We start from the raw sequence: 26095 nt of genomic DNA, 5'->3' as shown, positions 1-26095 counted from the left end.
AAATTTGCGTGTCTAACTCATCACTGAAAGTAACGAGAATGCGACACGCAGTTATTCAAATCTTTCTTCTTTCTTTGCCATGTTTATTCCTCCTCGTTAAGTGTTAAATCCCGATTTCTATTTTTGTTTCCATAGCATGGTGTATTTTTTTTCACCAGTAGCTTCATCCAAACCTTCACATTGAATAATGAACCCTTCTCTTTGGTAAAAAGAAATTGCTCTGGCATTCTTCTGGTATACATTTAATCGTAAGCTAACTTTTTTATCCTTAATATAATCCAATAAAAGCTCACCGATGCCGCACGACTGCATTTCATCAGAGACAAAAATACCTTCTATATATTCATCATTTAGTCCTATAAATCCTTATATCATTTTATCCGCTTCATACACATAGACTTCGGATTGTGACATCATTTCTTTCACTAATTCATAATTACTTTTCCAGTATTGATTGGAAATAAAATAATGTGCTTTCAGATTTGTCTTTAACCATATGTCAGCGACTCTATCGATATCTCCGTTCAGTAATTTTCTAATCATAACAAATATTCTCCACAACTACATACTTTATGCTTTTCTCTTTTTTTCATTCTATCACAAGCTCACCATTAATCATTAATTTTTTGATATTTTTTCTTTTTCCCCACTGTAAAACAGCCTCTGAGCGTTTCGTTATATAGAGGGATACAAATAAGAGCAAGATCCACCCTAGTATTACTGTATCGCCATTTTATGACTACGGCATACCTCCGGGTAAGTCTCTTGATGGGGATTCCGATTCCCCATACTCTCGTACAGACATCAAAGATATCTGTTGGCTCTCTATCAAAGATAGTCGCAGCACTTTATATAACCGGAAGGGACAGCCGGTTAAAAAGTGTAATCGCACATCCAAGATGTCTTATTAAAAAGGAAGGAGGACTATGGCACCTAAGAAGAAAGAAAAGAATCTCAAGAGAAGTAACATCATCACGTTAAAATTAACGGATATTGAATTGGCAATGTTAAATGAAGCCGCTGGCATCACAGGACTTTCCCGATCTGAATATCTAAGAAAACTTCTGCTTGAGAAGCAAATCAATCATCAGATTGAAGTTGTTGCAGACATGAACGATCTCAGAAAACTGGTCAGTGAATATGGAAAGATCGGATCGAATCTCAATCAGATTGCCAAACATTTTAACAGTAGTGAAAGTCAGTCACATGCTGTAAAAAATGAAATTCATCAGTGCATCACTGACTTATTTCAGCTGAGAAAAGAGGTACTGAAACTGGCAGGTGGTATGGATGGGCTGAACTGTGATCCGATGTCTTTTGACAAGACTCGCTATTATCTGGTTGGCTAGACCTTGGATAAACCATATTCCCTCCGGCTTGACTACACACCCTTAGCTGGGCGCACAAGCCATGCATTGTATGCTAAATGGTGCATCCGAATTTGTCAATCAACTTGCTATTGCAGTTACAACCATCGTATTTAACCGCACTGCACTCTCCTTTGCCGGTGAAGACGGTGTCGCCGCAGTTTCCATCATCATGTATCTGCAGTTTTTGTTTATCGGTGTCTACTTTGGCTTTTCTATGGGCATGGCACCACCTCTGAGTTATGCGTATGGCGACCGAAAAATAAGAATTTGCCGAAAACTGGAAAGCTATGCTCGTCGCTTTTTCGCAGTAGCTCCGATCATCATTTATGCACTGACCTACTTTCTTACTCCAGTTGCTGTATCCGGTTTCGCAGATACATCCAGCCCTGTATTTCCTATTGCAGTGTCCGGAATGAGAGTTTATGGACTTGGTTTTCTATTTTCAGGAATTAATATTTTTGCTGCAATTCGAATGATGGCATATGGAAAAGGATATTTCTCCGGTCTGATCACATTTTTACGTTCATTCCTACTATTACTTTTATTTCTGATTGTACTGCCTTTGAAATTTGGTTTGACTGGAGTATGGCTCGCCGTTCCTGCAGCAGAAGCTCTGACATTACTCGTTGCTGTATGGTTTCTGCGGCCGATTCATTGCTAAAATAAGACTCCTTTATAGAAGAAACATGACATTCACTCTGACTTTAATTCTTTTCTCCGTCAGATTCCGTGTCTGTCTCTGAGTTCTCTGTTAAAGAAATGTATCTTCCTCAACTATTGTCTGCACGAAGAGCTGCTTTCACTTGAAGAACTTACTTCTGTCGGACAGGCATTGTCTGAGGGTGACGTTATGTCAGATGCCTCTCTTCTTTTGGAAGAAACTTATCAGAAAAAGGAAAATGAACAGCACAACCAAACTTATATTCTTGAGGAACAGCTTCTAAGACTTGTCCGCACCGGTTAACTGATCTTCTTGGAAAGGTCAGTTATACTTTTGCAGAAAAGGTAGCACAATCAAAAACACCGTCCCCGGAATCTGCTGATGGCGGATATTAGAATACTCATATCAACCGGCTTCGCCACATGATCATCCATCCCGGCATTCAAAGCAGCCTGTACATCCTCTGCAAATGCATTTGCCGTCATTGCAATAATAGGAATCTCCTTTCCGTCCGGACGGTCCGGCAGATTTCTGATAGCTTTTGTCGTTTCATATCCATTCATTTCAGGCATCATAATATCCATCAAGATCAGATCAAAAGTCCCCGGAGCTGTATTGCAAAACTGTGCCAGGGCTGATTTTCCATCGGCAGCTCTGGTTATAATCATCCCTTGTTCTTCCAATAGAGATACTGCTATCTCGGCGTTTAAATCATTATCCTCTGCCAAAAGGACATGCAAACCATGTAAATCTATATCTTTCCTTAACTTTTCTTTCTCTTCAGCTTGTACCTGTTCTGCTATAAGCAGGGGGATTTCTACCGTAAATGTTGAGCCAACCTCCTGTCTGCTGCTGACCTCAATTTTTCCACCCATAAGATCTACATATTTCTTAGCAATCGCCATTCCCAGTCCGGTTCCCTTATAACTGGTTCTTGCTCCATCATTTTCCTGACTGAACTCATCAAATATTCTGGTCTGGAACTCCTCACTCATACCAATTCCGGTATCCGATATACGATAGCGTACGATTATATGATGCTCATCATTACCCGGACAGTTTTTTGCAACAAATGAAATAGTACCTCCGTCTTTTGTAAATTTGACTGCATTGCTGATAATGTTGAGCAATACTTCCCTGATTCTGAGTTCATCTGCCATCACATAAGGAGTTTTTAGTTCTTCTCTTGAAACATAAAAATTAAGATCACGGCTTTCCGTATATCCCCTTGCAATCGACAAAACAGTATTTATCATATCCCTGAGATCTACCCGTACTGGTTTATATTCCAGTTTACCGCTTTCAATGCGGCTGATATCCAACACATCGTTAATCAGTGTCATCAGATATTCTGAGCTCTGCCTGATCTTTTTCAGGCAATTCTCCACTTCTTTGTCCGGTTTCCTCTTCATGGCAATATCCGTGAATCCAATAATTGCATTCATTGGTGTCCTGATATCATGGGACATATGGTTCAGAAACGTCGTTTTTGCAATATTCGCCGCATTTGCATTCTGTGCTTCTTTCAGGGCTTCCATCTGTTTTTTTCTGCTTACTGAAAGGGAATAAACCAGAAGAAGTAGTACAAAAATAATCACTAATGAAACCACAATTCCTACACCTGCATACTCTGCAAGGACATCCTGCAAGGTCATTTTCTTTTCCGAAACAGAGTTCTGCGCAAGGACAACACCATTCAAAATATTGGAGGACTGCTCAATTGCTTTATTGATAATGGCAGCTGCTCTTCTGTTTTCTCTCGTCGTGAACATCGCTAATTCCTGCCGTTTTGCCATCTCTGCAAATGACAGACTTCTGGTCAGTGAACTTTCATTAAGAAGATTGATCTTTGAAGATGGAATAACAGTTGCTCCCACTTTTCCATTTGCCACTGCTTCCAGGCATTCTTCCTGTGTGTCATACAGTTTGATCTCTGCGTCTGGAAAAAGAAGGGACACCATCAATTCAGAATACAGTGAAGTCTCTGTCGCTGCGATTGTGGTGAGACTGCTGCTATATTCATTCCCTTTGTAAATAACAACCGGCGTAATATCAAAGATTTCATCCGTCAAAACTACCTGAAATTGTTCCTGTGTATAAAAATCCTGAATGATAGGACCTGCAATATCTATTTTTCCAGATTGCAATGTCTCATTCATCTCTACTCCCGTGGAACATGGAACTGCCTTGATCGTAATTTTATATTTTTCCTGAACCGTATCCAGAACGGTTCCAAGGATTCCTGTCAGTTTCCCATTTTCTTCACCACAAAAAGGGAGATTATCCTTTAGGTATCCCACACGGATTGTGTTTTCATGTGCATCCAGCCATTGTTTTTCTTCCTTGCTGAGTGCATAATTTATGACCGCTTTTCCTTCATAACGGGCATACAGCTTGCTGCTGTAGTCCGTTTCTGTATTGTTGATTTCTTCCAAGGCAGAATTTAATTCCTTTAACAGATCCGGTCTGGATTTTGATACACCGAAATAACAGTCACTTGCACCGATATTGGCAATGGCAATAAAATCGCTGTTGACAGACAGTGCCGGGACCACAAGTGCATCCAGTTCATCTGCATCCAGTTTTTCTATCATTTCATCATAGCCTTTACAGACAACCACCTCTGCCTGGATCTGATTGCTGTCCAGCCATTTTTCCAGAAGTTCTTTCTGATTACTTCCATCCGCAGCACCGATACGACAGCCATTCATCTGCTTTGGATCACCATTCGTAAGATTCGTATGATCTTCCCGGGTATAGATCCAATATCGTTCTGTTCCCTCTGCATATGTCGAAAAATCGATAGATTCTGCTCTTTCCGGTGTATAACTGACACTTCCAAGTATATCTATTTCTCCATCTGCCAGCATTTCCAGACACTCTTTAAATGAGCCATAGACATATTCATACTTCCAGCCGGTTATATAAGAAATCTTCTGGAGATACTCATAGCCTGCTCCCTGCTTGTGTTCCCCATAGCCGCCTTCCTGAAAATTGGCATATGGGAAATACCCAACTCTCACTGTTTTATTCTCTTCCTCTATTCCCTGAGTTGTTTTCCCGTCACTTTTAATTTCTGACGCATAAGCAGAAAGCGGTACAAAGAGTAACATGATAAGTGCTAAAATGCTCAAACATAATCTTTTTTTCTTATCTTTTTTCCTGTCAGTTTTTCTATCTTTCTGTTCATTCATTCCCTCTTTATTATCCATTAAAGCGGACATTCATGCCTGCATCAAATGCTCTTTTCCTGTCTTCTGCAAAGGCATTTGCTGTCATAGCAATGATCGGGATCTCTGCCTTCATCTTATCATCTAAATGCCGGATACACTGGGCTGCCTGATAGCCATCCATATTTGGCATCTGGATATCCATAAGTATCAGATCATAAGTACCCGGTGACATTTTGTTCGTTATATACGAAAATGTCTTTCTGCAAGAGCAAAGAAAGACGCGTACTTATACCATTGTATTGTATAAAAAACATTATGTGATAAAAAATATTATAACAAAACCGTATGAAATTGTCATCATTACTCAAGCTTTATGTCTATTTTCTTTTACCCCATTGCAAAACATCCACTCAGCAAAATGAGGCAACGGATTTTCCGCTGCCTCATTTTCGATTCAATTTCAGGCATATCTCTCGCCTGAGCAAAATTATCTTTCATTATCATCACATATGGCAATCCGTTTCATCTGTCATCTCCTTTCCCCAGACTTCCGCCAATGTCGAGAGCAGTTTATCAACCTGGATTGGCTTCGCGATATGACCATTCATTCCGGCTGCAAAAGCATCTCTCTTATCTTCTTCAAATGCATTTGCTGTCATTGCAACGATCGGTATGTATGCTTTATCCTTATCTGGCAGGCGTCTGATTGCCTGTGTTGCTTTATAACCGTTCATTTTCGGCATCTGAATATCCATCAGGATCATATCATATGTGCCTGCCGGCATTTTTTCTATCTTATTTACACACTGAATGCCATCCTCCACACGCTCTGTCTTAAGACCGGCACGTTCAAGTATTGCCTCAGCAATCTCTGCATTCAGATCATTATCCTCTGCCAGAAGGATTTTCCTGTCTTTAAGGATTTCACTATATGTTTCTGGATTTTCAGCATAATTTTTTACATAATAGTTTTCATCCGCTATCTTATGTTTCAGTGTAACTGTAAAAGTACTGCCCTTTCCAAGCTCACTCTCTACATCTATTGTTCCACCAAGCAGTTCAACATATTTCTTGACAATTGACATTCCCAGTCCGGTTCCTGCAATTTTGCTCTTTGTAGTATTCCGCTCACGCGTGAATGCCTCGAAAATATTTGTCAGATACTCCTGACTCATACCAATTCCTGTATCACTCACCCTGGTCCTCACTATCATATATCCAGGCTCACTGCATGGTAATTCATCTACGTTTATCATAACAGAACCACCGGATGGAGTATACTTCATGGCATTGCTCAGAATATTAACAAATATTTCTTTTACCTTTGTTACATCTGTCAGTATGTGCTCATGTTCTACATTTATCGTATAATGAAGTGCAATATTCTTTTTCTTTGCTTCATCATCGAATATTTCAAATAAGGTCTGCCAGATATCTTCAATCATGCCATAGTTCTCATCAATCTCCATTCTTCCACTTTCAATCCGAACCATATCAAGTACATTATTTATGATTGACAGAAGAAGATTTCCTGACTGCTGCAGTTTTTTTAAGTATTCTGAAGTTTCAGGCAAATCCTTTTCTTTCAGTTCATCCTCCATAAGCTGTGCATATCCCAGAATCGCATTCATAGGAGTACGGATGTCATGGGACATATTGTTAAGGAAACGGGTCTTTGCAAGACTGGCATCTTCTGCTTTTTTCAGAGCGATTTCCAATTTGTCATTAAGCTTTTGTGTATCATTTGCAGCAAGCTTTGCGGCAGCTTCTGCTTTTCTTGCCTTCCGTAAAAGTACGAGGATAATACTAATGATGCTGAATACGAAAAATCCTGCCGTGACAAAAAAAGCAAGTATGTTGTCTTTTAAAAAATCAGAAAATGTTACCTTATCTACAGTACTGTCATAGATAGCAAGTGCACTTGTAAGCATATCAGATGGCATAGCCTTTAAGGTTTTATTCAGTATTGATAAAAGGCTTCCTTCTCCGCCTCTTACTGCAAAGCATGCCTCCATTGTTTTTGTAAGTGGAAAACTCTTGAAATTTTGTCTGTTATCATATATCAGCGCCTGGCTTGCTCCCATGAGGAAACAGTCTGCTTTTTCCTGTATGACCATATCTGCAGCATCGTCAAGCGAATCACAATCTACAAGCTTCCATTGTGGATAGCTGAAAGCAATATACTGTTTCAAGGCTTCTTTTTCCTTTGGCACAGCTACTGTATACACCCTATCCTCATCAAAGTTTTTCTCATCAGTTACCGCCATCAAACTGTAAGTCCAGGCTGTGTTTGTAAGTGCATATCCATTTTGTTCTGCAAAATATGGATTCCTGCCGGCATAAAAAATCATGTCAATCTCACGATTCTGCAGCGCCTGAATTATTTCATCATAATTATCATATGCCTGTATATTAAATTCCAGTGTCTGATTTCCCAGACAATCTTTGGCATAGGAGCTATATTCCGCCAGCATACCGGTAAGTTTTCCAGTCTCTTTATCCATGGAAAAGATTGCCGGATCATTGTTCAAAAATCCTATCTGGATACCTCCATGCTCTTCCACCCAGATCTTTTCTTTACCTGTAAGTACCTGAATATAATCAAGTGTAAAATACTTCTTATACAGATCTACTTTAAAAAAAGGGCTGTCCTGATCAAGCTGACGCATAGCATAGTCCAGCTTCGTCTTGATATCGCTGCGCTCTTTATTTATTGCAAAATATATACCGGATTTTCCAATAGTTGTAACAGATGATATTCCCTGTTCAGACCAGATGGATTCCTCCAGAGATACAAAACAGTCGATCTCATGATTTGCCAGTTTCTTTTCGACATCATCATTATTATTCACATTTACATGTTCTGTATGTATGCCATTCTTATTTTCCCATTCTGTCAGCATGATTTCAGGTTCTGTGCCTAAGAGCACGCCTACACGTTTTCCATCCAGCGACTTAAAATCAGAGGTTTCAATATCCATATCCGATAAATCAGCATAAAGGATATATTTTTCCTCACCCATCGGTTCATCCGGGAAAAGCATCTTTTGTGCACGTTCATCGGTGTAAGAGATATCACCCATGATATCAATCTCACCATTTTCAAGCTTATCAAAACAGTTGGACCAGTCACATTTCACATACTCGAATTTCCATCCGGTATAACCTGCCAGAGCCTGCATGAGCTCGTATCCATAACCCCGTCTGACACCATTTTTGTCGACATAATTGAAGGTATCCTCAAACGACCCGATACGGATGGTCTGCGGCTGTTGTTTTTCATCATTATTCGTCTCAGCAGCCTGGCAGTGTACTGATAACATCACCCACATTCCCATGATTACAAACATAGCTGTGCATAATACAGCTAAGTTTTTTTTACTTTTATTCATTCTTCTATTTCCTTTATTTATGTGGCTTTTCTTATACTCCTGACACCTGATCCAGATTCTTCTGTAATGTACTGATCAATTCCTCAATAACTATTGGCTTGGATAAGAATCCATCCATACCACATTTCAGGGCTTTCTTTCTGTCCTCATCAAAAGCATTGGCAGTCATGGCAAGGATGGTGATTCCCGCCAGCGCCGGATCATCCAGCGCACGGATCTGCTTTGTAGCTTCATATCCGTTCATTACCGGCATCTGCACATCCATCAGCACCAGATCATACTTACCTGATGTTGAATTTTTAACTTTCTCCACTGCCTCTGCTCCATTTTCTGCGGTATCAACCAGGAATCCATATTCATTAAGGATCTCCACCGCAATTTCTCTGTTCAGTTCATTATCTTCCACAAGCAGTATACATCTGCCTCTGAAATCTGAACCTGCTGCCGGAAGAACCGAATCTTCTGGTTCAGACTGACTCTGGCCGATGGCAGTCATCAAAGTTTCTCTGATATCCGACATGAACAGAGGTTTCGCACAGAATGCAGTCACTCCTGCTGCCCTGGCTTCTGCCTCAATATCAGACCAGTCGTAAGCAGTCAGGATAATAATCGGTGTATCATCCCCAAGACTGCGGATCTGACGGGTTACCTCAATGCCATTCATATCCGGCAGACGCCAGTCGATGATATAAGCGTGGAATGCATCTCCCAGTTCCATAGACTGTCGTGCACGGAGAACAGCCTCCTTACCGGAAAGTGTCCATTCTGAACGCATTCCAACCCTCACAAGCATTTTTGTCACACTGTCGCAGGTATTAAAATCGTCATCTACAACCAGTGCCTTAAGTCCTTCCAGTTCTGCGATCTTCTCTGTGCGTTGATGCTCAGGCTGAGTTCGAAATGGCAGACGGACTATAAATTCGGTGCCTTTGCCCTGCTCTGTCTGAACCTCAATAGTACCGCCCATCATATCCACAATATTCTTGGTAATGGCCATTCCAAGTCCTGTACCCTGAGTCCTGCTGACTGTGGAAGTACGCTCCCTCTCAAAAGGAGAAAAAATCTTCTGTACAAATTCCTGACTCATACCGATTCCATTATCCTTAACCCGAATTTCGTACAGCTCACTGCCTTTCTGTGTTCCATGACACTGTCTGATCCGAACAGAAACGGTTCCTCCTGCAGGTGTAAACTTAACTGCATTGGACAAAAGATTCAACAGCACCTGGTTCAGCCGCGTCTTATCACAATAGACATCCTCATTTGTAACATCCATTGCATCCATATAAAGTTCCAGCTGCTTTGCATGGATCTGACCACTGATGATCGTCTTCAGGTCATGAAGCACCTCCGACAGACTGACCTCCGTTTCTTCCAGATGGATCTTTCCACTCTCAATCCGGCTCATATCCAGTATATCGTTGATCAGTGAGAGTAGATGGTTGCTGGATGAAAGTATCTTACCCAGATAATCCTGAACCCTTTTTTTATCATCAATATTGCTTACTGCCAGTGTGGTAAAACCGATGATCGCATTCATTGGTGTCCGGATATCGTGAGACATGTTGGAAAGGAAAGTACTCTTTGCCTTGTTTGCTGTCTCTGCCGCACGTACTGCCTCAGAAAGTGCCTGGTTCATTTTCCAGTCAGAGGTACGATCTGACATAACCAGGATATATTTCTTTTTCCCGTTTACCTCACTGCCCATTGCAATATTATGGAACCAGCGTTTTTCCCCTGTCTTCAGATGAACATATTTAAAATCCCCTTCCCTCTGTTCATGAACCTGGATTTCCTCCAGATAATTCTTCTCCGAATCTTCATGTTCTGCCGGATGCAGTTTTCCCAGAACACGAATATCTTTACGAATCTGCTCTGCTGTAATACCCAGCAGCTTTTCCGCATTTGGGCTGACGTAATCTGCCTGATATGTTTTGGCATCCAGCATCAGAAAGACGTCGTCCACGTTCATTGAAAGTTTTTGAAATAGCTCATCACGGTACAGGATCTCCGTATCCTTTCTTCTGAGATTGGTCCTGTTTGTTTGAATAATAAGACTGATAAGAAAAGCAGCAATACAGAGCACCACCACACCAACAAGAAGCATTGTACTACGCTGCAGACTGTTCATACTGGCATTGACAATATCCGCCTGGACAAGTCCCAGGAACATCCAGTCCTGAATATTCGATTTTTCATAGACCAGATAATAATTTCCTCCATCCAGATTCAGCAGCATCGCATCGGTACGTCCCGCTTTAAACTTCTCCAAAAGTTCATTGAGCTCTTTTTCAGACATATCAGAATGCTCTCTCAGAAGACCAAAGAAATTATACACGTTCCCCCATGACTCAGAAGAATGATCAATCACAACACGACCATCCGGATGAACAATTAAACTCTGGGCATTTCCATTGAAAGCAGAAATATCCAGCACTTCTACGATATCAGAATTTTCATAGGCAATGGCAATCGCATCATATTCAAATCCCTGATATATTCCATGAGCCTCAGGTGTGGCAAAAACAAGCAGCTGGGATTTTCCGGGAAGTGCCGCATTCGCTATCACATCATTTCCCTGCCGGATATCCTCTCCAATATCTTCCTGTAATCCAAGGTATCCGGTTTCCCCTGTTGCCATCTTATAGTTCCCCTCAGCAGACAGAAAATAGAATTCCATAAAGCCGGCATCTTTCTGCGCTTTCTTTATATAATCACGGATTTCGTCTTCGTTGGAAATATCCTGCAGATTCTCGCCCCACATATGAAGATATGTCAGATTCTTATCTGTCAGTTCTCTCAGCATGTTATCAGACTGATGAAAAACTTCTGTCAGATGAGAAACACTTTCCTCATAAATAGTTTTCGACACAAATCTGAAATACTGGAAAACCATCAAAACAATTCCCACCAAAACAGCTATGAAGACCGCAATCCTTAACTGTTTTCTCATAACAGTCTTTTCTCTGTTTGTATTATGATTCTTAATATTCATTCTTCTCATCTCACATTAATGTAATCTTCTGGCTCTGCAAGAACGGCATCACCATTTGAAATATATCCTGTCCAGGTATCCTTCACAGAAGTATCTCCTCCGTCAAACACTATATTATCATCTGTCGGATAGGCCTCCATGTGTTGTGGTGTCGCCAGGCAGGTTACTGTAAAAGTATCATCGTCCTGAATTTGTTTTCCGTCCTTTGTAACTTTGCTCAATGTGTAACCATCATCTGTTTTCTTAATTTCCACAGAAATACCACTGAATACAGGCAGAGAACCACAGTTAAACGGAATAAAGCCTCCCTCATAGCCTTCTACAAAATTTTTAACTGTCTCTTTCAGTTCAGCACCGCTCATCTTACTGCTGTAAGCCGAAAGACCATTTGGCATGATCATGTCTCCCGCCATTTTTTCTGTGTAACCGGCTTTCAGTACGTTTCCCGTAAAGCTGTTTCCGGTCGCGATCAGCACATCTGTCCCATAGATGCCACGCAGAGTGTTTGCCATAACAGAATATGCTGCATTTCCTCCACTGCTGTGAAAGCGGTTTGAATAGGATTTCTGCGAATCCAGCACGATATCCTCAGAAGCAGATTCTTCCTCAAGAAGCTGAGAATTAAATGACTGATACGCCTGCTCTGCATCGTATTCTCCAGAGATCATTTTGGAAACCACATCCTGGGAAACAGAGAAGAAATCATTTGACGCAATGCGGATATACATATGGTTTTCTTCGATCACAGGTTTCACATCCTTCAGATATTCTGTAAGCTTAAGATCCACATCCTGACTGTAGCTTAACAGATCCTGTCCATCATAAACAATCCTGTTCTGCGCATCCGCTGAAAGCATTGTGTTCAGCACCTTCATTGCTTTCTTTCTACGTGTTTCATCTTTTGTCAGATCACGGTTTAAAGCCACCTGGAAATATGGCGTAGTCATAATCCACTTTTCACCGTTCTCCTGAAAGAATGGAAGAAATGTCGTGTTTATGCCCTGATCCTGAAACATTTTTACACCGGCAGAACTGCCAAAGTACATGGCAAGCTTGCCGCTTTGATACATCTCAACTATATCGTCATAATTCATATCCAGATCATCCTGGCTAAGCCCTGTATCCTGGATGAACTGCTCCATACGTTCAAAAGCCTTCGGCCAGACAGTACTGTCCAGGCCTTCTCTCTTTGTATTATCCGGGTCACTGTAGGTGGTACGCCACTTGCGTCCGTCTACAGAAGACAGCTCTGATGCAGACAGACCCTGCAGTGTCTCCATACAGGTATAATCATAATAATAGTCTGCAGTAAACCCACGGATTCCCACCTCTTCAAATGCCTCGCAGGCAGAGACAAAGCTTTCATAATCTGTTGGCAACGGGATATCGTATTTTTCAAAAAGGTCTTTATTCACTACAAAACCATGTGCATCTGCACACACCGGAAGCCAGTTTACGCTTCCATCTTCATTCATAAAACTACTGAGATATGTATCATAGACAGCTCCTGCCACATTGGTTGTGGAAAGATCCATCAGACTGTCTTTCAGCGGACTTGCATCATGCAGTGAAAAACGACAGCAGGTTATAATATCCGGCAGTCCACCGTTTTCCTTAAGAAACCTGTAGAAATCCAGGTCATTGTTCCCTACTACAAATTCAACATTGATATCCGGGAGCTGTTCCTGAATGTATGGTGCATATTTCTCATACAGGTTTGTGCTCCATAAATACACCGTGATTGTTTCTGCATCTTCTTTTTCCGCACTCTTCCCGCCACAGCCTGAAAGAAGTGTTATGGCTGTCACCATCGCCAAAAGCACAGCCAAAACTCTGTTCCATTTTTTCTTTTTCATTATGAATCCTCCTCTGAGTTTCCTTTTCATTTCTTCTGTTTTACAGTGTCAAAATACCCGATAATTCCTATATATACGTCTTTCTTCACAGGCGACCACAATGTATGCAATTTCAGTTTATACATCTGACTGTTATTTTCCACCGTCGCTTTTATCTGCACAGAGATTTCTTTATTTTGTACAGATGTCTGGTGTAACAAACCCCGAATATATTGAACATCTTCTTCAATTACTCCAAATTCTTTGAACAGATCAAATTTCGGATCATCCCTCTGACATAATATCTGCTGTTTTCCGTTTAGTATAGTTAATTGACCTGAAACCGCATTGTAATCAACTGAATTCATGCCACTGTTCGATTTGAAGAAATCGATTTTTTCCTGCATGACCTTGACAAGACTCTGTGAATAAATCTGGTTCGGTAAGGATTTATCACGGAGTATTTCATTCGAAAGTCTCTGTGCTTCATGAGAATATTTATTATCGTCCATCTCTTTACCAAACATTTTTGAAAGCTGAAGACTCAGTTCTTTCAGACACTTAAGAAGGAGGGGATTAAATTGTCCGCACTGTCCATCCAGGATCATTTGAATCGCTGTGTCATGATCAAATGCTTTCTTATAGCATCTTTCACTTGTAAGTGCATCATAAACATCAGCAATCGATACCACCTGTGCACAGATTGGTATTTCTTCACCTTTCAATCCATCCGGATAGCCCTTTCCATCCCATCTTTCATGGTGCCACCTGCAGATTTCCCATGCGGTATGTACCAGTGGATGATCTTGTGGAAAGTCCATATCCTTAATTATAGCTGCGCCAAGCTCACTATGTGTTTTCATAATTTGAAATTCTTCATCGGTAAGTCTGCCTGGTTTATTCAGTATTTCTTCCGGAATACGGATCTTACCAATATCATGAAGGGACGAAGCAGTTGTGATCAAAGCAATATCTGCCTCTGTCAAAGGATAATCATCTGTTACTTTTACCAGTTGTCTCAGCATCATCTCCGTTGCTGTTTTAATATGCAGGATGTGTTCTCTGCTCTCGCTGTTACGGGATCCCAATATATTACTCATAATCCGGATCATGATATTATTATTTTCTTCTTTTTCGTAAACCTGATCATAAACCACATTTATCAGATGCTTTTGGTTCATATAGAGACCCAAGGTATTCTGAACTCTTTTCTTTACGATCACAGAATCAAACGGTCGTGTGATATAATCTGTGATTCCCAGCTCATATGCCTTACGCATAGTATCAACAGCATCTTCAGAAGATATCATGATTACAGGAGTTTCAGCAATACACTGGCTTCTTTTCATTATTTCCAGGACTTCAAAACCATTCATCTGTGGCATATTGATATCCAAAAGCATCAGATCAATTCCAATATTTTCTCCTATCATCTGGATTGCCTGATTACCATTTTCGGCTTCCAGATAGTTATAAGCATCTCCAAGAATCTCCTTCAATATGTCCCTGTTTAATTTTGAATCATCTACAATCAGGATTTTTTGTCTTTTATCCATATTTTTTATTACCTTTATCCACTCGTTTTTTATGATGTTCCAAGCACTTGATCCAAGACAGAAAGTCATGTTGCATCACTTAATGCTATAGTCCCTTCTTTATTCCTTCAATCGTCATCTCATATGCTTCTGGTACTTTTTCCAATGCCTGTTTTAACTGTATATAACTCTGATCTTCAAGGAACTTTAATGCAAATCTCCGAATCAGTGCTTCGCTGTGAAGGCGTCCCAAGACAGCTTCATAGTTTCCTCCAATAGCTTCATAGCACTCTCGCATTGTCATATTTTAGTCCTCCTGCCTAGATTTCACCGCTTATTTGACACTGTCGTATCAATTATTTCACCAATTTATGAATTACTTTTATCAGTAATTCCACATCAACTGGCTTAGCAACATGTTCATCCATCCCTGCTGCTTTTGCTCTTATTCTGTCCTCCGTGAACGCATTTGCTGTCATTGCAATGATCGGTACCTCCTTTGCATCCTCTCTGTCTAGAGACCTGATCATCTTTGTAGCTTCATAACCATTCATTACCGGCATCATAATGTCCATAAGAATGACATCAAATTCACCAGGTTCACTATTTCTGAACAGTTCAACAGCTTCCTGACCATCCCAGGCTTTTGTCACGTCAGCACCTTCATTCTGAAGCACAAATTCGGCGATTTCCATATTCAGCTCATTATCTTCCGCCAGAAGAATATGCACTCCCTTTATAGATTTTTCGGATACATCCTTCTGTTCTTCACGTTTATCCGCATCCGGATCTATTTTAAATGGAACCCGGATCACAAATGTCGTCCCTACGCCTTTTTCACTTTCAAAAGTAATGGTTCCACCCATTTTCTCGACCAGCTTCCTTGCAATGGCCATTCCCAGTCCGGTTCCGGCAAACTTTGTGCGGCTTCCCATATATTCCTGTGCAAATGGTTCAAAAATATGTTTCTGGAACTCCTCAGTCATTCCGATTCCTGTATCCCGGCAGATAAATTCCATTGTCGTCATTCCTGGCTGTTCGGATGGGATTTCCATGCAACTAAGATAAATATGTCCATTTTCTCTGTTATATTTCACTGCATTGGACAGGATATTCATCATCACACGTTTTACATACCCCGGACTTCCAATAAGATCACGGTGTATGATTTCTTTTTTCTCCCATACAATCCGGATATTCTGTTCTGCAGCAATCTGTTCAATTACAACAAGCACTTCCTCAGAGATTTTGCTCAGATTAGATGGACTCTCTTCCAGAACAACTTCACCCGACTCCAGCTTACTCATGTCCAGAACATCATTTACCAGTTCCAGCAACAAATTGGCTGCCGCTTTAACCTTTGTTCTGTATTCCTTCTGCTTCTCCATATCATCTGCATAATGGTCTGCCATATTGATCAAACCGTAGATTCCATTAATCGGAATCCTGATATCATGGCTCATCCGCTGAAGAAACTCTGTTTTTGCCTCATTGGCGGCTTCTGCCTTTTTTGCTGCTGTCAGAAGTTCTGCTTTATATTTTTCATCTTTTTCCTGCTCCTGTTTCTGATGTGCCTGATTGGTTCTGTGACCCCAGAACAAAAATATACTGAATATCAGAAAATAAAGAAAAATAACACCTGCTACACTTAATGGAAGGTTATGAAACACTTCCGTATCCGGAAGATACGCATAGATATAATAATCCCGCTGCTTCAGCATGATTCCATAACATCCGGTTCCTTCATTCTTGAGATGATAAATGTGCTGACTGTCTGTATGCTTTTTCATTGCCTGAACAACCTCGTTGCCAGCCGTATTCTGCCCCAACAGGCTCTCATTATTGCTGGCAACAACGATTCCGTCGTCTGCAACGATAATCGTTCCATCTTTCTGGATACTATAACCATTTAAAAGCCCCTGTATCGTCAGCGTATAGTTTCTGGCAAATTCAGGAGATGTGTAATAATAGATTGCAACGATACCCGGTGCATCTTTTCTGGCGCAGGCTGCAATGTCAATAAAGGATCCATCTTCCCTGGTAAACCGTTCCGAATAGCTTCTTTCTTCATATCCGGCAAAATCCATGATAATTTCTTTTTGCAGATACTCCGTAATCTCATTAGCCAGAGACTCATCCGTGCTGTATTCACAGTCCGTCTTTCCTTCTGCATCCAGTACAATGATACCATCCACCCATAGAGTCTGCAGGTTTTCTTTCAGGAAATCCCGACTTAGCTGCCCTCCGTTTTCTATTTCCATTTTAATATTTGTACTCATCTGTCTGGCACTTTCAATGGCACGGAGGAGGCTTTTTGATTCCGAAGATTCATTAAAATGGGTGTAGGTGGAGCACTGCACTTTCACATAGTTTACAATCTCCACCATTCTTTTCTCTGCTTCCGCTTTTTCTGCGTGAAAGAAATAACACAGAGATACTACAGCCACACAGATTCCAATCAGAGCACCGAACAGCTGGATTCGTTTTTCTCTTTTCTTTCTCTTAATACCCAAAATCATCCACCTCCAGATACTTCTGGGGATCATCCAGATATTTTTCAATAATTTTCAGGGATGTGCCATCCTGACGCATTTCTTCCAATGTCTGGCTCATCTGCTCACAGATTCCTCTGTCATCATCTTTTGCAAAAGCGACACCTATTCCGGTGATCATCAGAGGCTCTTCCAGAATACGGAAGCTTGCATCATAATCCTTCATATACTGAACAATAGATTCCTCATGTGCTGCAACTGCATCTACATATCCTTTTCCCAGAAATGTATAAATCAGCTCCCTGTGTCCCAGGCTGATCAGATTGCCCAGCTTTGGGATTCTCTCATCCGTCCGGTTCAGAAAGATGCCTTCCGGTTTGGTTGTGGACTGAACAGCCAGGTTCTTACCCTCCAGGTCACTCAGTTTATAGATATTACTGTTCTCATTTACAGCGACCACCTGGCGGCTTGCTATGTATGGTCCTGCCCAACGGTAATCATCAAGACGCCCTTCCATGGAAAAACAGCCCATGATACAGTCAATCTCTCCACTCTCCACCAATTCTTTTTTCTTCTCCCAGTTGATCTGGACAACGTCCACCTGATATCCCATTCTTTTGAAAGCTTCTGTAGCCAGTTCTACATCGATTCCCGTCGGTACACCATCCTCATTCAGATAATTGTATGGTGGATAGTTGTCACTGCCAAGCGTAATGACTGGCTTTTCGGTTTCTTCTTTCGTGTTATCTGTGTTTTTACACCCTGCCAGGGTGACTGCTAAAATTCCCGCAAGCAGAATGCCTGCAATCACTCTTTTTCCTTTCATTTTCCTTCTATCCCTAACTATCCTTTTTGATTCTTCTATGTCCGGTTACTTTCCATTTGTCACTGTACAGTGACCTGCGGTTCGGTACCCCCCCCCACCAGATTTTATGCTTCTGATCGTCTTTTCCAGCACCTTCATCTCAACCGGTTTTGAAACATGTGCATTCATGCCAGCCGCAAGGGAATGCTGAATGTCTTCTGAAAATGCATTGGCAGTCATGGCAATAATCGGAATCGTCTTTGCCAGTTTATGGGAACTTCTGCGGATTGCCTTCGTTGCCTCATAGCCATTCATAACAGGCATCTGCACATCCATTAGAATCATGTCATAATCACCTGGAGCAGACTGTTCAAATGCTCTCAAAATCTCTTCGCCATTTTCACAGATGGTACATTCCGCACCTTCAATCTTTAACAGTTCCGTCAGGATCTCTGCGTTCAGCTCATTATCCTCTGCACACAGGAATCTCATTCCTTGAAGGATATTACCATCCTGCTCATCCGTTTCTTCTTGTGCCGCCAGAGCAGCCGTTCCATCCTCTGCAATTTTCAGATCCAGGAGAACCTCAAAACAGCTTCCCTGTCCTAATTCACTGTCCACGTCAATGGTACCTCCCATTGCCTCAACCAGGTTCTTAGCAATCGCCATTCCAAGTCCGGTTCCCTGTATTTTGTTTGTAAGGGAACTTTCCGCACGGGTAAACGCATCAAAAATTGTATCCTTGAAATCTGCCGACATTCCCATACCATTGTCACTGACTAAAAAGCGGTACTTTGCATAGACAGATGACTTTGTCTCACATTCTTCTACAAAGAACTGAATTTTCCCACCTTCCTGGGTATACTTCACTGCATTGGAAAGCAGGTTGCTGAAAATCTGCATCAGGTGAATCTGATCCCCATTCACCCACTCATGCTGAATATTTTCTTTTATGATTGTAAGGGTCTGCTGCTTTTCATATATTTGAGAATGAAATATAGTGTCAAGTTCCTGCATAAAATCCAGAATAGAAAAGTCAGAATACTTGAAGACTGTTTTTCCTGCCTCAATCTTACTCATATCCAAAACATCATTAATGATTCCTAACAGATGCTGTGATGAAATATCTATTTTATCTGCATACTCTATAACTTTTGCTTTATTACCTGCATCATGTCTGATCAAAGACGTAATACCAATGATTGCATTCATAGGTGTACGGATATCATGTGACATATTAGACAGGAAATCCGTTTTCGCCTTATTTGCATTTTCAGCTGTCTGTAAAGCCTCTGTTGCAACGTTCTTTGCCTTTTTCAGTTTTTGATTGACTACTTCCATTTCCTTCATTGTTTGTAAATGAAGTTCATTATTTCTTTTTTCATATTCTGCTTTTTGATCTGCAAGACTAAGTCTAGAAATACTGTAGAATAATCCGGCAAAAAGCAAAAGTATAAAACCTGCCATGAGTATTGTTGTAAACAACACCGTTTTCTGGTAATCCGTCAGCACATTGTCAACAACTCCCCTTGCCACAATGCATACCAAAATGGTGTTGTTGCTTTCTATCGGGCAATACCCCAGATAATAGGGATTCTGTTTTCCCAAAAATACAACTCCGGATTCTCTGTTATCAAACTTCTTTTTGAACAAATCAGCCTCTTCTTCTGTAATAGCCTGTTCCCCTTTTAAATGTTTTAACAAAGAATAATTACGCAGGTATTTATCTCCACTCTGGTTCGTATACGTAATATTTCCGTCATGATCCAGCATGAACAAATATGCTTTCCCATGATAACCTTTCAGTTTTAACATGGAATCCAGTTTCGAATGATCATACACAGTTCCAATTGCCGTATAAGTTTCTCCATTGATAGTGTATTCCTGACATGGAATCGCAACCAGATAACCTTCTTTTTTCTTCTGATCATAATCAAGACGCACCAGTTTTCCAATATTGTATCCGTTCTTTAAGTCCAGCAGAAGTTTACTTGGCATATCAATCCGCATTTTTGTTCCACCTGCTGATATTGCCTGACCATTTTCCTGAAGGAATATAAGTGTACTTTCCGATTCTTTTTCCCATGCTTCAAAGAAACTTTTGTTCACATCCGTTTCAAGAGACAGCTCCCTCTCATGAAGTAAAAATTCCTCAACCAACTGCAGCTGGTTGTAGTATCCACTCACTTGAAGATCATAGGTCTGCTGTATCTGTTCAACAACAGCTCCCATACTGCTTTTTCCATTTTCGCTGATATACTTGCTAGACTCGCTTACCAGATACTTTGTTCCTGCTAAACTTAAAAGAATAATAAGTAGTATAAGCAACAGCCTTGTTATTTTTTTTCTTTTATTTACCGTTTGTTCTATCCCCACTTTTACTGTTCAACCTCTATATAGTCTTCCGGTGCTGACGGCTGCTGTCCTTTTGACATTGCTTCGATCCATGCACTTGATAATGTTGTATCTTTAAGCTGCTCAATCTCACATTTCGGATTTATTTTTTTCAAAACAGACATTGTGGTGTCTGTAAGAAGAATAGAGTATTCCTTTTCTTTGTCTATTTTCTTATCATTAACTGTCAAGTCCTTTAACGAAAATCCACTTTCCGCTTGATTGACGATCATTTTCATACCGGATGCAATTGGTAATTCGTATTTATTGGTTACATAAAAATTCTCATCAGCTTCGGCGAGATAATTTTCTACGAGTTCACAAACCTGTTTACCATTAATTTTTGTAAAATATAATGCTGTATCTGAACTCTTCGCTGTCATCATGCCAACCCGGCTATTGGTGCATTCTCCTTTGTACATAGAAGAAGTGAAATAATAATATGGTGCCAGAGCCAGCTGTGCATCATTTTCTTCTCTGATCATAGTTAAAATGGAAGATGCTGCATCACGGCCATTTCTATCGTTCAGTGAAATGGAATATTCATTTTCAAAATTCACGATTGCTTTTTCTTCTGGATCTTTACGATTCATTACACTGCGAAAAGTAGCATAAGCCTGTGTTTCATCCATTTCCCCTGACAGTAATCCGTGAACAGCCTCAAGACTTGCATCAAATGATTTTTGGGCGGAATATCGGATATAAACAGCATTATTATTAATTTCATCTTCCAGTCCAGGCACATCCTGCATCATGGTTGGAACATCTGTATTCAATGAAATAACACCGCTTCCATCCGCAATCAGCTTTTGCCCCTCTTCTGAAATCATACAATCCAGCACATCCAGCGCAGTATCCAGTTTCTCCCGGTCTTTTTCCAGGTTTTTGTTAAATGCAATGTTTAAGGACGGAGTCATGTACACATAGGATTCATCCGATGTCTGTGAAAAGTAAGGAATACGGATCAGCTCCGCATCCATCTGTTTCTGTAGCTGCTGCATAACCGTCGGATGTCCATGAAACATTGCTGATTTTCCCTCGACAAACATCTGGATTCCTGTATCGACGTCAATATTGATATCTTCTTTACCAAAGTGCGAATCCTTAAGAAACTGACTGGTTTCTGAAAAAATACGTTTCCATAATGTATCATCAAACTTCACTTCATCAGCTGCAGTCTCTGCACCGTTTCGCCATTCAATACCATCCAGGCTTGTAAACTCACCGATTGCCGCCGCCTGGATGATTTCATTATTAGACCAGTCTTCCCCAAGATCCATGGAATACGGTTTTATGCCATTATCATAAAACTGCTGACAAGCCTGTACATATTCCTCATAATTTTTTGGAATCTTAATTCCATACTGATCAAACAGTGTTTTGTTGGCAATGATCGTCTGCGGAATACCACAGATTGGCAGCCACTGGATTTCATCCTCCGCATTCTTATAATATTGCACCGCATAGGAATAATACTTGGAAACAACATCATAAGAAGCAAAATCCATAAGATAAGGCTGTAAGTCCTGTGCATCTGTTCCAGAAAATCGACGTACTGTTATGATATCCGGTAATTCATCATGTTCTTTAAAATAACTGTATAAATCGGTATCATTGTTACCAATAATAAATTCAATATCCTGATCTGGGAACTGTTCATGGACATAGGGTGCAATATTTTTCATCAAACGATTTTCCCACAGATAAACGGTAAGATGATCATCGTTTTTAGATACTTCTTTCTTTGACTGTCCACATCCAGACAAGACAGCAGTTGCTACAAGCACACCTGACACCACTGCTGTCAGACAACGTTTTGCCTTTTTCATACTTTTATTTTCCTCATTCTTTCCTGATAAAATCATTATTGTTACGTCTGTGAAATAACTCCGTAAAAAAGCACTGTCAAACAGACAGTGCACCTCATTTTATGCAACTGGCTGCCATTTTACAGGCCCTGTAGCTTTGCGTCCCAGACTTTCATCTGGTTTGCCGATTTCCTTATTTAAATTATAGTTTGTTAACTTATGCCGCAAAAACTGATTTTATTATACTCTAGCGCTCCCCTATGCACAAGAAAAACATTACCGTTTTAACTTCAACATTATCCTGATCCGGCTGGCCGGTGCATCCGGAGTCGCCGCCATCACAATCCTTTTGTACGGGCAGTTTCTGTTCAACGCTTTTTATATGGGACTTTCTATCAGGGTCAGTCCTGTAATTGGTTTCCAGTACGGTGTACAGCAGAGAGATCGTCTCAGAAATACATATAATATTATTATGAGATTTACCTTCCTTTCATCCATTGTTATGGTGATCTTATCTGTCCTTGGTTCCGGACCCATTGTATCCGTATTCACCAAAGATCCGGAAACCTTTCAGCTCGCATCAACCGGTTTTCGTATTTTTGCGGTCACTCTTTTTCCTGGTCATCTGTCTTGTGTCATTTCCTTATTTTCTGGGAATCACAGGTGTCTGGCTCGCCGTTCCGGCAGCAGAAATATCTGGTTTTCCCAAAGACAGGCACCTTATTAATTATCACACTAATAACACTTTACATCTCTTTTTATAAAAGGCAATTCCATATTTTATGATATTTTCCATACCATCCTCAAGAAGTATGGCATCATAATGTTTTTCTCTGATCTGCTCAACCGCCTTGTGGCAGGATAAATCAAATGCTGCACCTTCTGCATATTTTATCTCTATAATAATTCCTGTCCGGCTTTCCGGAATCTCAATAAGGATGTCACTGTAGCCTTCTCCAGATTCTGCATTGGATTTTATCAGCCAGTTTTCTTTATATCTGAGAAGCCCCTGAAGTATCCCGTGATAAAAATTCTCCTTTTTCTCTCTGCCGGATATATCACGAATACTGATTGTATGCCAGAGATATTCATTCAGAAGTTCTTCGATTTTTGCAGCATTTTTCTGAGGAAATGCCTGACAGAAAGTTTCCAGGGTTCCTGTATCATTTCTGGAAGTCTGCCGAAACCATTCCCGGATCTGAGTTATAAATAATTCCCGAATTTCCCTGTTAGGAATCGCCAAACGATATTTTCTTCCGTCTACACGGCCTCTCTGAGTCAGATAACCTGTAGTAAACAGTACACTCCATAAGTTTTCCACCGACTGATCCAGTTCACTGTAGGTCAGTTCCTGATGTATTTCTTTTATGATTTCATTTCCTGCAATCAGATTTTCAATCTCATTCTTTGTAACGCTGTCTGCTTTGTTAAGCAGACGATGCACAATTGCATTACCACTGGTATTTGACCAGTAATTTTGCGGATATGCCTCATCATCTGCCCGAAGATCATCACAGAAATTAATTGCATCCCAGGGGCAATAGACATCTGTCTTTCCAAATCGATATCCATCATACCATTCTTTCATCGTTTCATAGTGTTCTTCCAGCTCATAATATGACAGCATTTCCCTGACTTCTTTGTCTGTGAAACCAAAGTACTCATCAAACTGTGCATTTGTAATCGTAAGGGTTTTCAGATTATTCAATCCTGTAAAAATACTCTCTTTTGAAATTCTGAGACATCCTGTCAGCACCGCAAAGTACAGACTTGAATTTGTTTTTAAAACATTTCCAAATACTATACGAAGAAGAGATACCATCTGGTCATAGTATCCATATTGAAAGGCTTTATCCAGTGGAACATCATATTCATCAATAAGAAGAATCACACCTTTACCATAATGCCGGCAAAGCAGATCGGACAGAATCTTCAGGCTTGCACCTAATGTATCATTCGACATGATAAAAAGGCCACTTTCGCCCTTCCCTACTTCTATAAGCTGGCGGTATATCTCTTTATCCTCAGCAGACAACCTGCTGCTGTCAAGAAGGAAACGGAAACGTAAGGCTTCCTGCCCTATGATCCATTTCATTGCCGCCAGTGCTTCCTGAAAATTCTGTCCCTCTACTCCTTTGAGACTAACAGAAATCACAGGAAACTGACCCATGTATTCCTGACACAGTTCTTTTTCTTCTGAGATTTTTAATCCATCAAACAACGTCTTATCACAGCCAATTTCAAAAAACGTCTGCATCATGGACATATTCAGACTTTTTCCAAATCGTCTCGGCCTGGTAAACAGATTAACTTCGGCCCAATTATTCAGAAGATTCATTAACAGATCTGTTTTATCTATATAGTAAAAGTTCTGCCTGATCAACTTACTGAAAGAATCAACTCCTACCGGCAGTTTCTTTTTATAACTCACCTGTTTATACACCTCCCGAAATCAACTTTTTTGTATATTCAGTTTAACATGACGCTGTAAGCAGTGCAAGTTCTGGATCGTGTTGTTTCGGTTATATTCACTGGAACTATTTTATCAGATAATTTTTTCCAACCTGTACATGTCATTTCGTCTGCTTTTTAATAATGGGAGTTCTTCTCGTACCTGTGCTTCATAATCCAGATCCAGCTCTGCGGTGAGAACTCCCTCCTTCTCATCCAACATACCAATCACAGTTCCCCATGGATCTGTAATAATCGAGTGCCCCCAGGACTTATAATCCGCCGCTACATCTCTCATCGGGGCACAGCCAACCATATATATCTGATTATCGAGTGCACGGGCACGGAATGAAAGTTCCCAGTGTGCCGGTCCTGTCGTCATATTGAAAGCCGCCGGGACAAAAATAACCTTTGCACCATCATTCACCGTCATGCGAACCATCTCCGGAAAACGGATATCAAAGCAGATGATCACTCCCATTTTTCCAAACGCTGTATCAAAAACTGTATCACTGTCTCCTGCGGTCAACGTATCAGATTCCCGGAAGTACTGGCCTCCCGTCACATCGATATCAAACAGATGTGCTTTGCGGTGTTTGCCGATCTGTTTTCCCTGGCGGTCAAACACATAGGTGGTATTGTATACTCTGCCTTTGGCATCCTTTTCCGGTATTGAACCTCCTACGAGATAAATACCATAGTGCTTTGCATATTCCGAAAGCTGCTTCCATACTTCTCCGCCTTCTTCTTCCGCATAGGCCGGAAAATTTTCTGTCTTATAAGGGCAGCAGAACATTTCTGGAAGAACCACAAAATCCAGATTCTGGTCTTTTAATTTTTCGAGATATTCTCTGACCTTTCTGACATTTTCCATTTTATTTGAAACAGTCGGCATCTGCACTGCCGCGATTTTAATCTTAGACATTTTCCCTATCCTTTCTGCCAGCCATTTTTTACTTCTGTTTTTCCCGACAGGCAATCGCAAGTTCTTTCTCTACTTCTCCGTCTTCAGTTATCAGGTACATTTTACCACAAAGATTTATAGTCGAAAACGGAGCTGTCGGTAAATAACGTTTTTTAGAGCTGACAGCACCAAACAAAAATATCCTGACAGTTACAGAGCTTTCTGGCTCTGCAACTTGTTCAGGATATTTTTATTTTGATAAATACTTTCTGTTTTTGGT

At 40.7% G+C, this 26095-nt stretch carries 14 protein-coding genes, 3 pseudogenes and 1 riboswitch; of the genes and pseudogenes, 3 read left to right on the top strand and 14 right to left on the bottom strand.

The genetic code is table 11. The features are described 5' to 3' along the window. Positions 1–117: 117 nt before the first annotated feature. A pseudogene (locus DXC01_RS21355) lies at positions 118–543 on the bottom strand (GNAT family N-acetyltransferase). A gap of 383 nt (positions 544–926) precedes the next feature. On the opposite strand from DXC01_RS21355, the gene DXC01_RS17015 reads away from it, so the two are divergent. Beyond that, positions 927–1349 (top strand): plasmid mobilization protein, encoded by a 423-nt coding sequence (locus tag DXC01_RS17015; protein WP_118699444.1) that lies wholly within the window; start codon positions 927–929, stop codon positions 1347–1349. Positions 1350–1419: 70 nt separating this feature from the next. Then, positions 1420–2031 carry an MATE family efflux transporter gene (locus DXC01_RS17010; protein ID WP_243111652.1) on the top strand — a complete coding sequence of 204 codons (612 nt, stop codon included), beginning with the start codon at positions 1420–1422 and terminating at the stop codon, positions 2029–2031. Positions 2032–2384: 353 nt separating this feature from the next. Here DXC01_RS17010 and DXC01_RS17005 read toward each other — a convergent pair whose 3' ends face one another. The 11 genes and pseudogenes from DXC01_RS17005 to DXC01_RS16955 form a co-directional block, all read right to left on the bottom strand. Continuing rightward, the gene (locus DXC01_RS17005; protein WP_118699443.1) at positions 2385–5255 is read right to left on the bottom strand and encodes a response regulator; all 2871 of its coding nucleotides are present in this window, start codon (positions 5253–5255) and stop codon (positions 2385–2387) included. Then, a pseudogene (locus DXC01_RS17000) lies at positions 5236–5430 on the bottom strand (response regulator); the annotation flags it as partial. The pseudogene DXC01_RS17000 and the gene DXC01_RS17005, both read right to left, overlap by 20 nt. A gap of 277 nt (positions 5431–5707) precedes the next feature. After that, a complete protein-coding gene (locus tag DXC01_RS16995; protein ID WP_118699441.1) occupies positions 5708–8596 on the bottom strand; it encodes a transporter substrate-binding domain-containing protein in 2889 nt (962 codons plus the stop codon). A gap of 31 nt (positions 8597–8627) precedes the next feature. After that, positions 8628–11591, bottom strand: coding sequence for a hybrid sensor histidine kinase/response regulator (locus DXC01_RS16990; protein WP_118699445.1), 2964 nt, complete (start codon positions 11589–11591; stop codon positions 8628–8630). A 5-nt stretch (positions 11592–11596) separates the two neighbouring features. Next, complete coding sequence (locus tag DXC01_RS16985) at positions 11597–13447, bottom strand: ABC transporter substrate-binding protein (RefSeq protein ID WP_118699440.1); 1851 nt, start codon at positions 13445–13447, stop codon at positions 11597–11599. A gap of 26 nt (positions 13448–13473) precedes the next feature. Then, positions 13474–14982, bottom strand: a complete 1509-nt coding sequence (locus tag DXC01_RS16980; RefSeq protein ID WP_118699439.1) for a response regulator — start codon at positions 14980–14982, stop codon at positions 13474–13476. Between the two features lie 85 nt (positions 14983–15067). Further along, positions 15068–15265, bottom strand: coding sequence for a hypothetical protein (locus tag DXC01_RS16975; RefSeq protein ID WP_118699438.1), 198 nt, complete (start codon positions 15263–15265; stop codon positions 15068–15070). 52 nt (positions 15266–15317) lie between these two features. Then, positions 15318–17480 (bottom strand): ATP-binding response regulator, encoded by a 2163-nt coding sequence (locus tag DXC01_RS16970; RefSeq protein WP_118699437.1) that lies wholly within the window; start codon positions 17478–17480, stop codon positions 15318–15320. Further along, entirely contained in the window at positions 17464–18279 is an 816-nt protein-coding gene (locus DXC01_RS16965; protein ID WP_118699436.1) for a substrate-binding periplasmic protein, read from the bottom strand. Before DXC01_RS16965 ends, DXC01_RS16970 begins: the two co-directional genes overlap by 17 nt. 45 nt (positions 18280–18324) lie before the next feature. Then, positions 18325–20490: an ATP-binding protein gene (locus tag DXC01_RS16960; protein WP_118699435.1), complete on the bottom strand. Its 2166-nt coding sequence runs from the start codon at positions 20488–20490 to the stop codon at positions 18325–18327. Between the two features lie 146 nt (positions 20491–20636). Continuing rightward, on the bottom strand, positions 20637–22481 hold the full coding sequence (locus tag DXC01_RS16955; RefSeq protein ID WP_118699434.1) for an ABC transporter substrate-binding protein: 1845 nt from the start codon (positions 22479–22481) through the stop codon (positions 20637–20639). 99 nt (positions 22482–22580) lie between these two features. After that, positions 22581–22656, bottom strand: a riboswitch (cyclic di-GMP riboswitch). Positions 22657–22749: 93 nt separating this feature from the next. On the opposite strand from DXC01_RS16955, the pseudogene DXC01_RS21530 reads away from it, so the two are divergent. Continuing rightward, positions 22750–23187: pseudogene (locus DXC01_RS21530) on the top strand (MATE family efflux transporter); the annotation flags it as partial. Between the two features lie 3 nt (positions 23188–23190). Here the strand turns inward: DXC01_RS21530 and DXC01_RS16945 are convergent. Both DXC01_RS16945 and DXC01_RS16940 read right to left on the bottom strand, forming a co-directional pair. Beyond that, positions 23191–24891: an AAA family ATPase gene (locus DXC01_RS16945; protein ID WP_118699432.1), complete on the bottom strand. Its 1701-nt coding sequence runs from the start codon at positions 24889–24891 to the stop codon at positions 23191–23193. A 114-nt stretch (positions 24892–25005) separates the two neighbouring features. Further along, positions 25006–25836 carry a carbon-nitrogen hydrolase family protein gene (locus DXC01_RS16940; RefSeq protein WP_118699431.1) on the bottom strand — a complete coding sequence of 277 codons (831 nt, stop codon included), beginning with the start codon at positions 25834–25836 and terminating at the stop codon, positions 25006–25008. Between the last annotated feature and the right edge of the window lie 259 nt (positions 25837–26095).

It is taken from the genome of Blautia sp. OM07-19, from assembly GCF_003481595.1.
In the GTDB taxonomy this organism is placed as follows: Bacteria; Bacillota; Clostridia; order Lachnospirales; family Lachnospiraceae; genus Blautia_A; species Blautia_A intestinihominis.
Note: the sequence above shows the minus strand (reverse complement) of the source record. Positions and strands in the feature narration are given on the sequence as shown.

Coding starts and splice junctions, on each gene's coding strand:
- DXC01_RS16970 (WP_118699437.1), bottom strand. CDS start 17,480: ATGATTTTGGGTATTAAGAGAAAGAAAAGAGAAAAACGAATCCAGCTG.
- DXC01_RS16990 (WP_118699445.1), bottom strand. CDS start 11,591: ATGAATATTAAGAATCATAATACAAACAGAGAAAAGACTGTTATGAGA.
- DXC01_RS16960 (WP_118699435.1), bottom strand. CDS start 20,490: ATGGGAGCTGTTGTTGAACAGATACAGCAGACCTATGATCTTCAAGTG.
- DXC01_RS16965 (WP_118699436.1), bottom strand. CDS start 18,279: ATGAAAGGAAAAAGAGTGATTGCAGGCATTCTGCTTGCGGGAATTTTA.
- DXC01_RS16980 (WP_118699439.1), bottom strand. CDS start 14,982: ATGGATAAAAGACAAAAAATCCTGATTGTAGATGATTCAAAATTAAAC.
- DXC01_RS16975 (WP_118699438.1), bottom strand. CDS start 15,265: ATGACAATGCGAGAGTGCTATGAAGCTATTGGAGGAAACTATGAAGCT.
- DXC01_RS16940 (WP_118699431.1), bottom strand. CDS start 25,836: ATGTCTAAGATTAAAATCGCGGCAGTGCAGATGCCGACTGTTTCAAAT.
- DXC01_RS16985 (WP_118699440.1), bottom strand. CDS start 13,447: ATGAAAAAGAAAAAATGGAACAGAGTTTTGGCTGTGCTTTTGGCGATG.
- DXC01_RS16995 (WP_118699441.1), bottom strand. CDS start 8,596: ATGAATAAAAGTAAAAAAAACTTAGCTGTATTATGCACAGCTATGTTT.
- DXC01_RS17010 (WP_243111652.1), top strand. CDS start 1,420: ATGCTAAATGGTGCATCCGAATTTGTCAATCAACTTGCTATTGCAGTT.
- DXC01_RS16955 (WP_118699434.1), bottom strand. CDS start 22,481: ATGAAAAAGGCAAAACGTTGTCTGACAGCAGTGGTGTCAGGTGTGCTT.
- DXC01_RS17015 (WP_118699444.1), top strand. CDS start 927: ATGGCACCTAAGAAGAAAGAAAAGAATCTCAAGAGAAGTAACATCATC.
- DXC01_RS17005 (WP_118699443.1), bottom strand. CDS start 5,255: ATGTCCGCTTTAATGGATAATAAAGAGGGAATGAATGAACAGAAAGAT.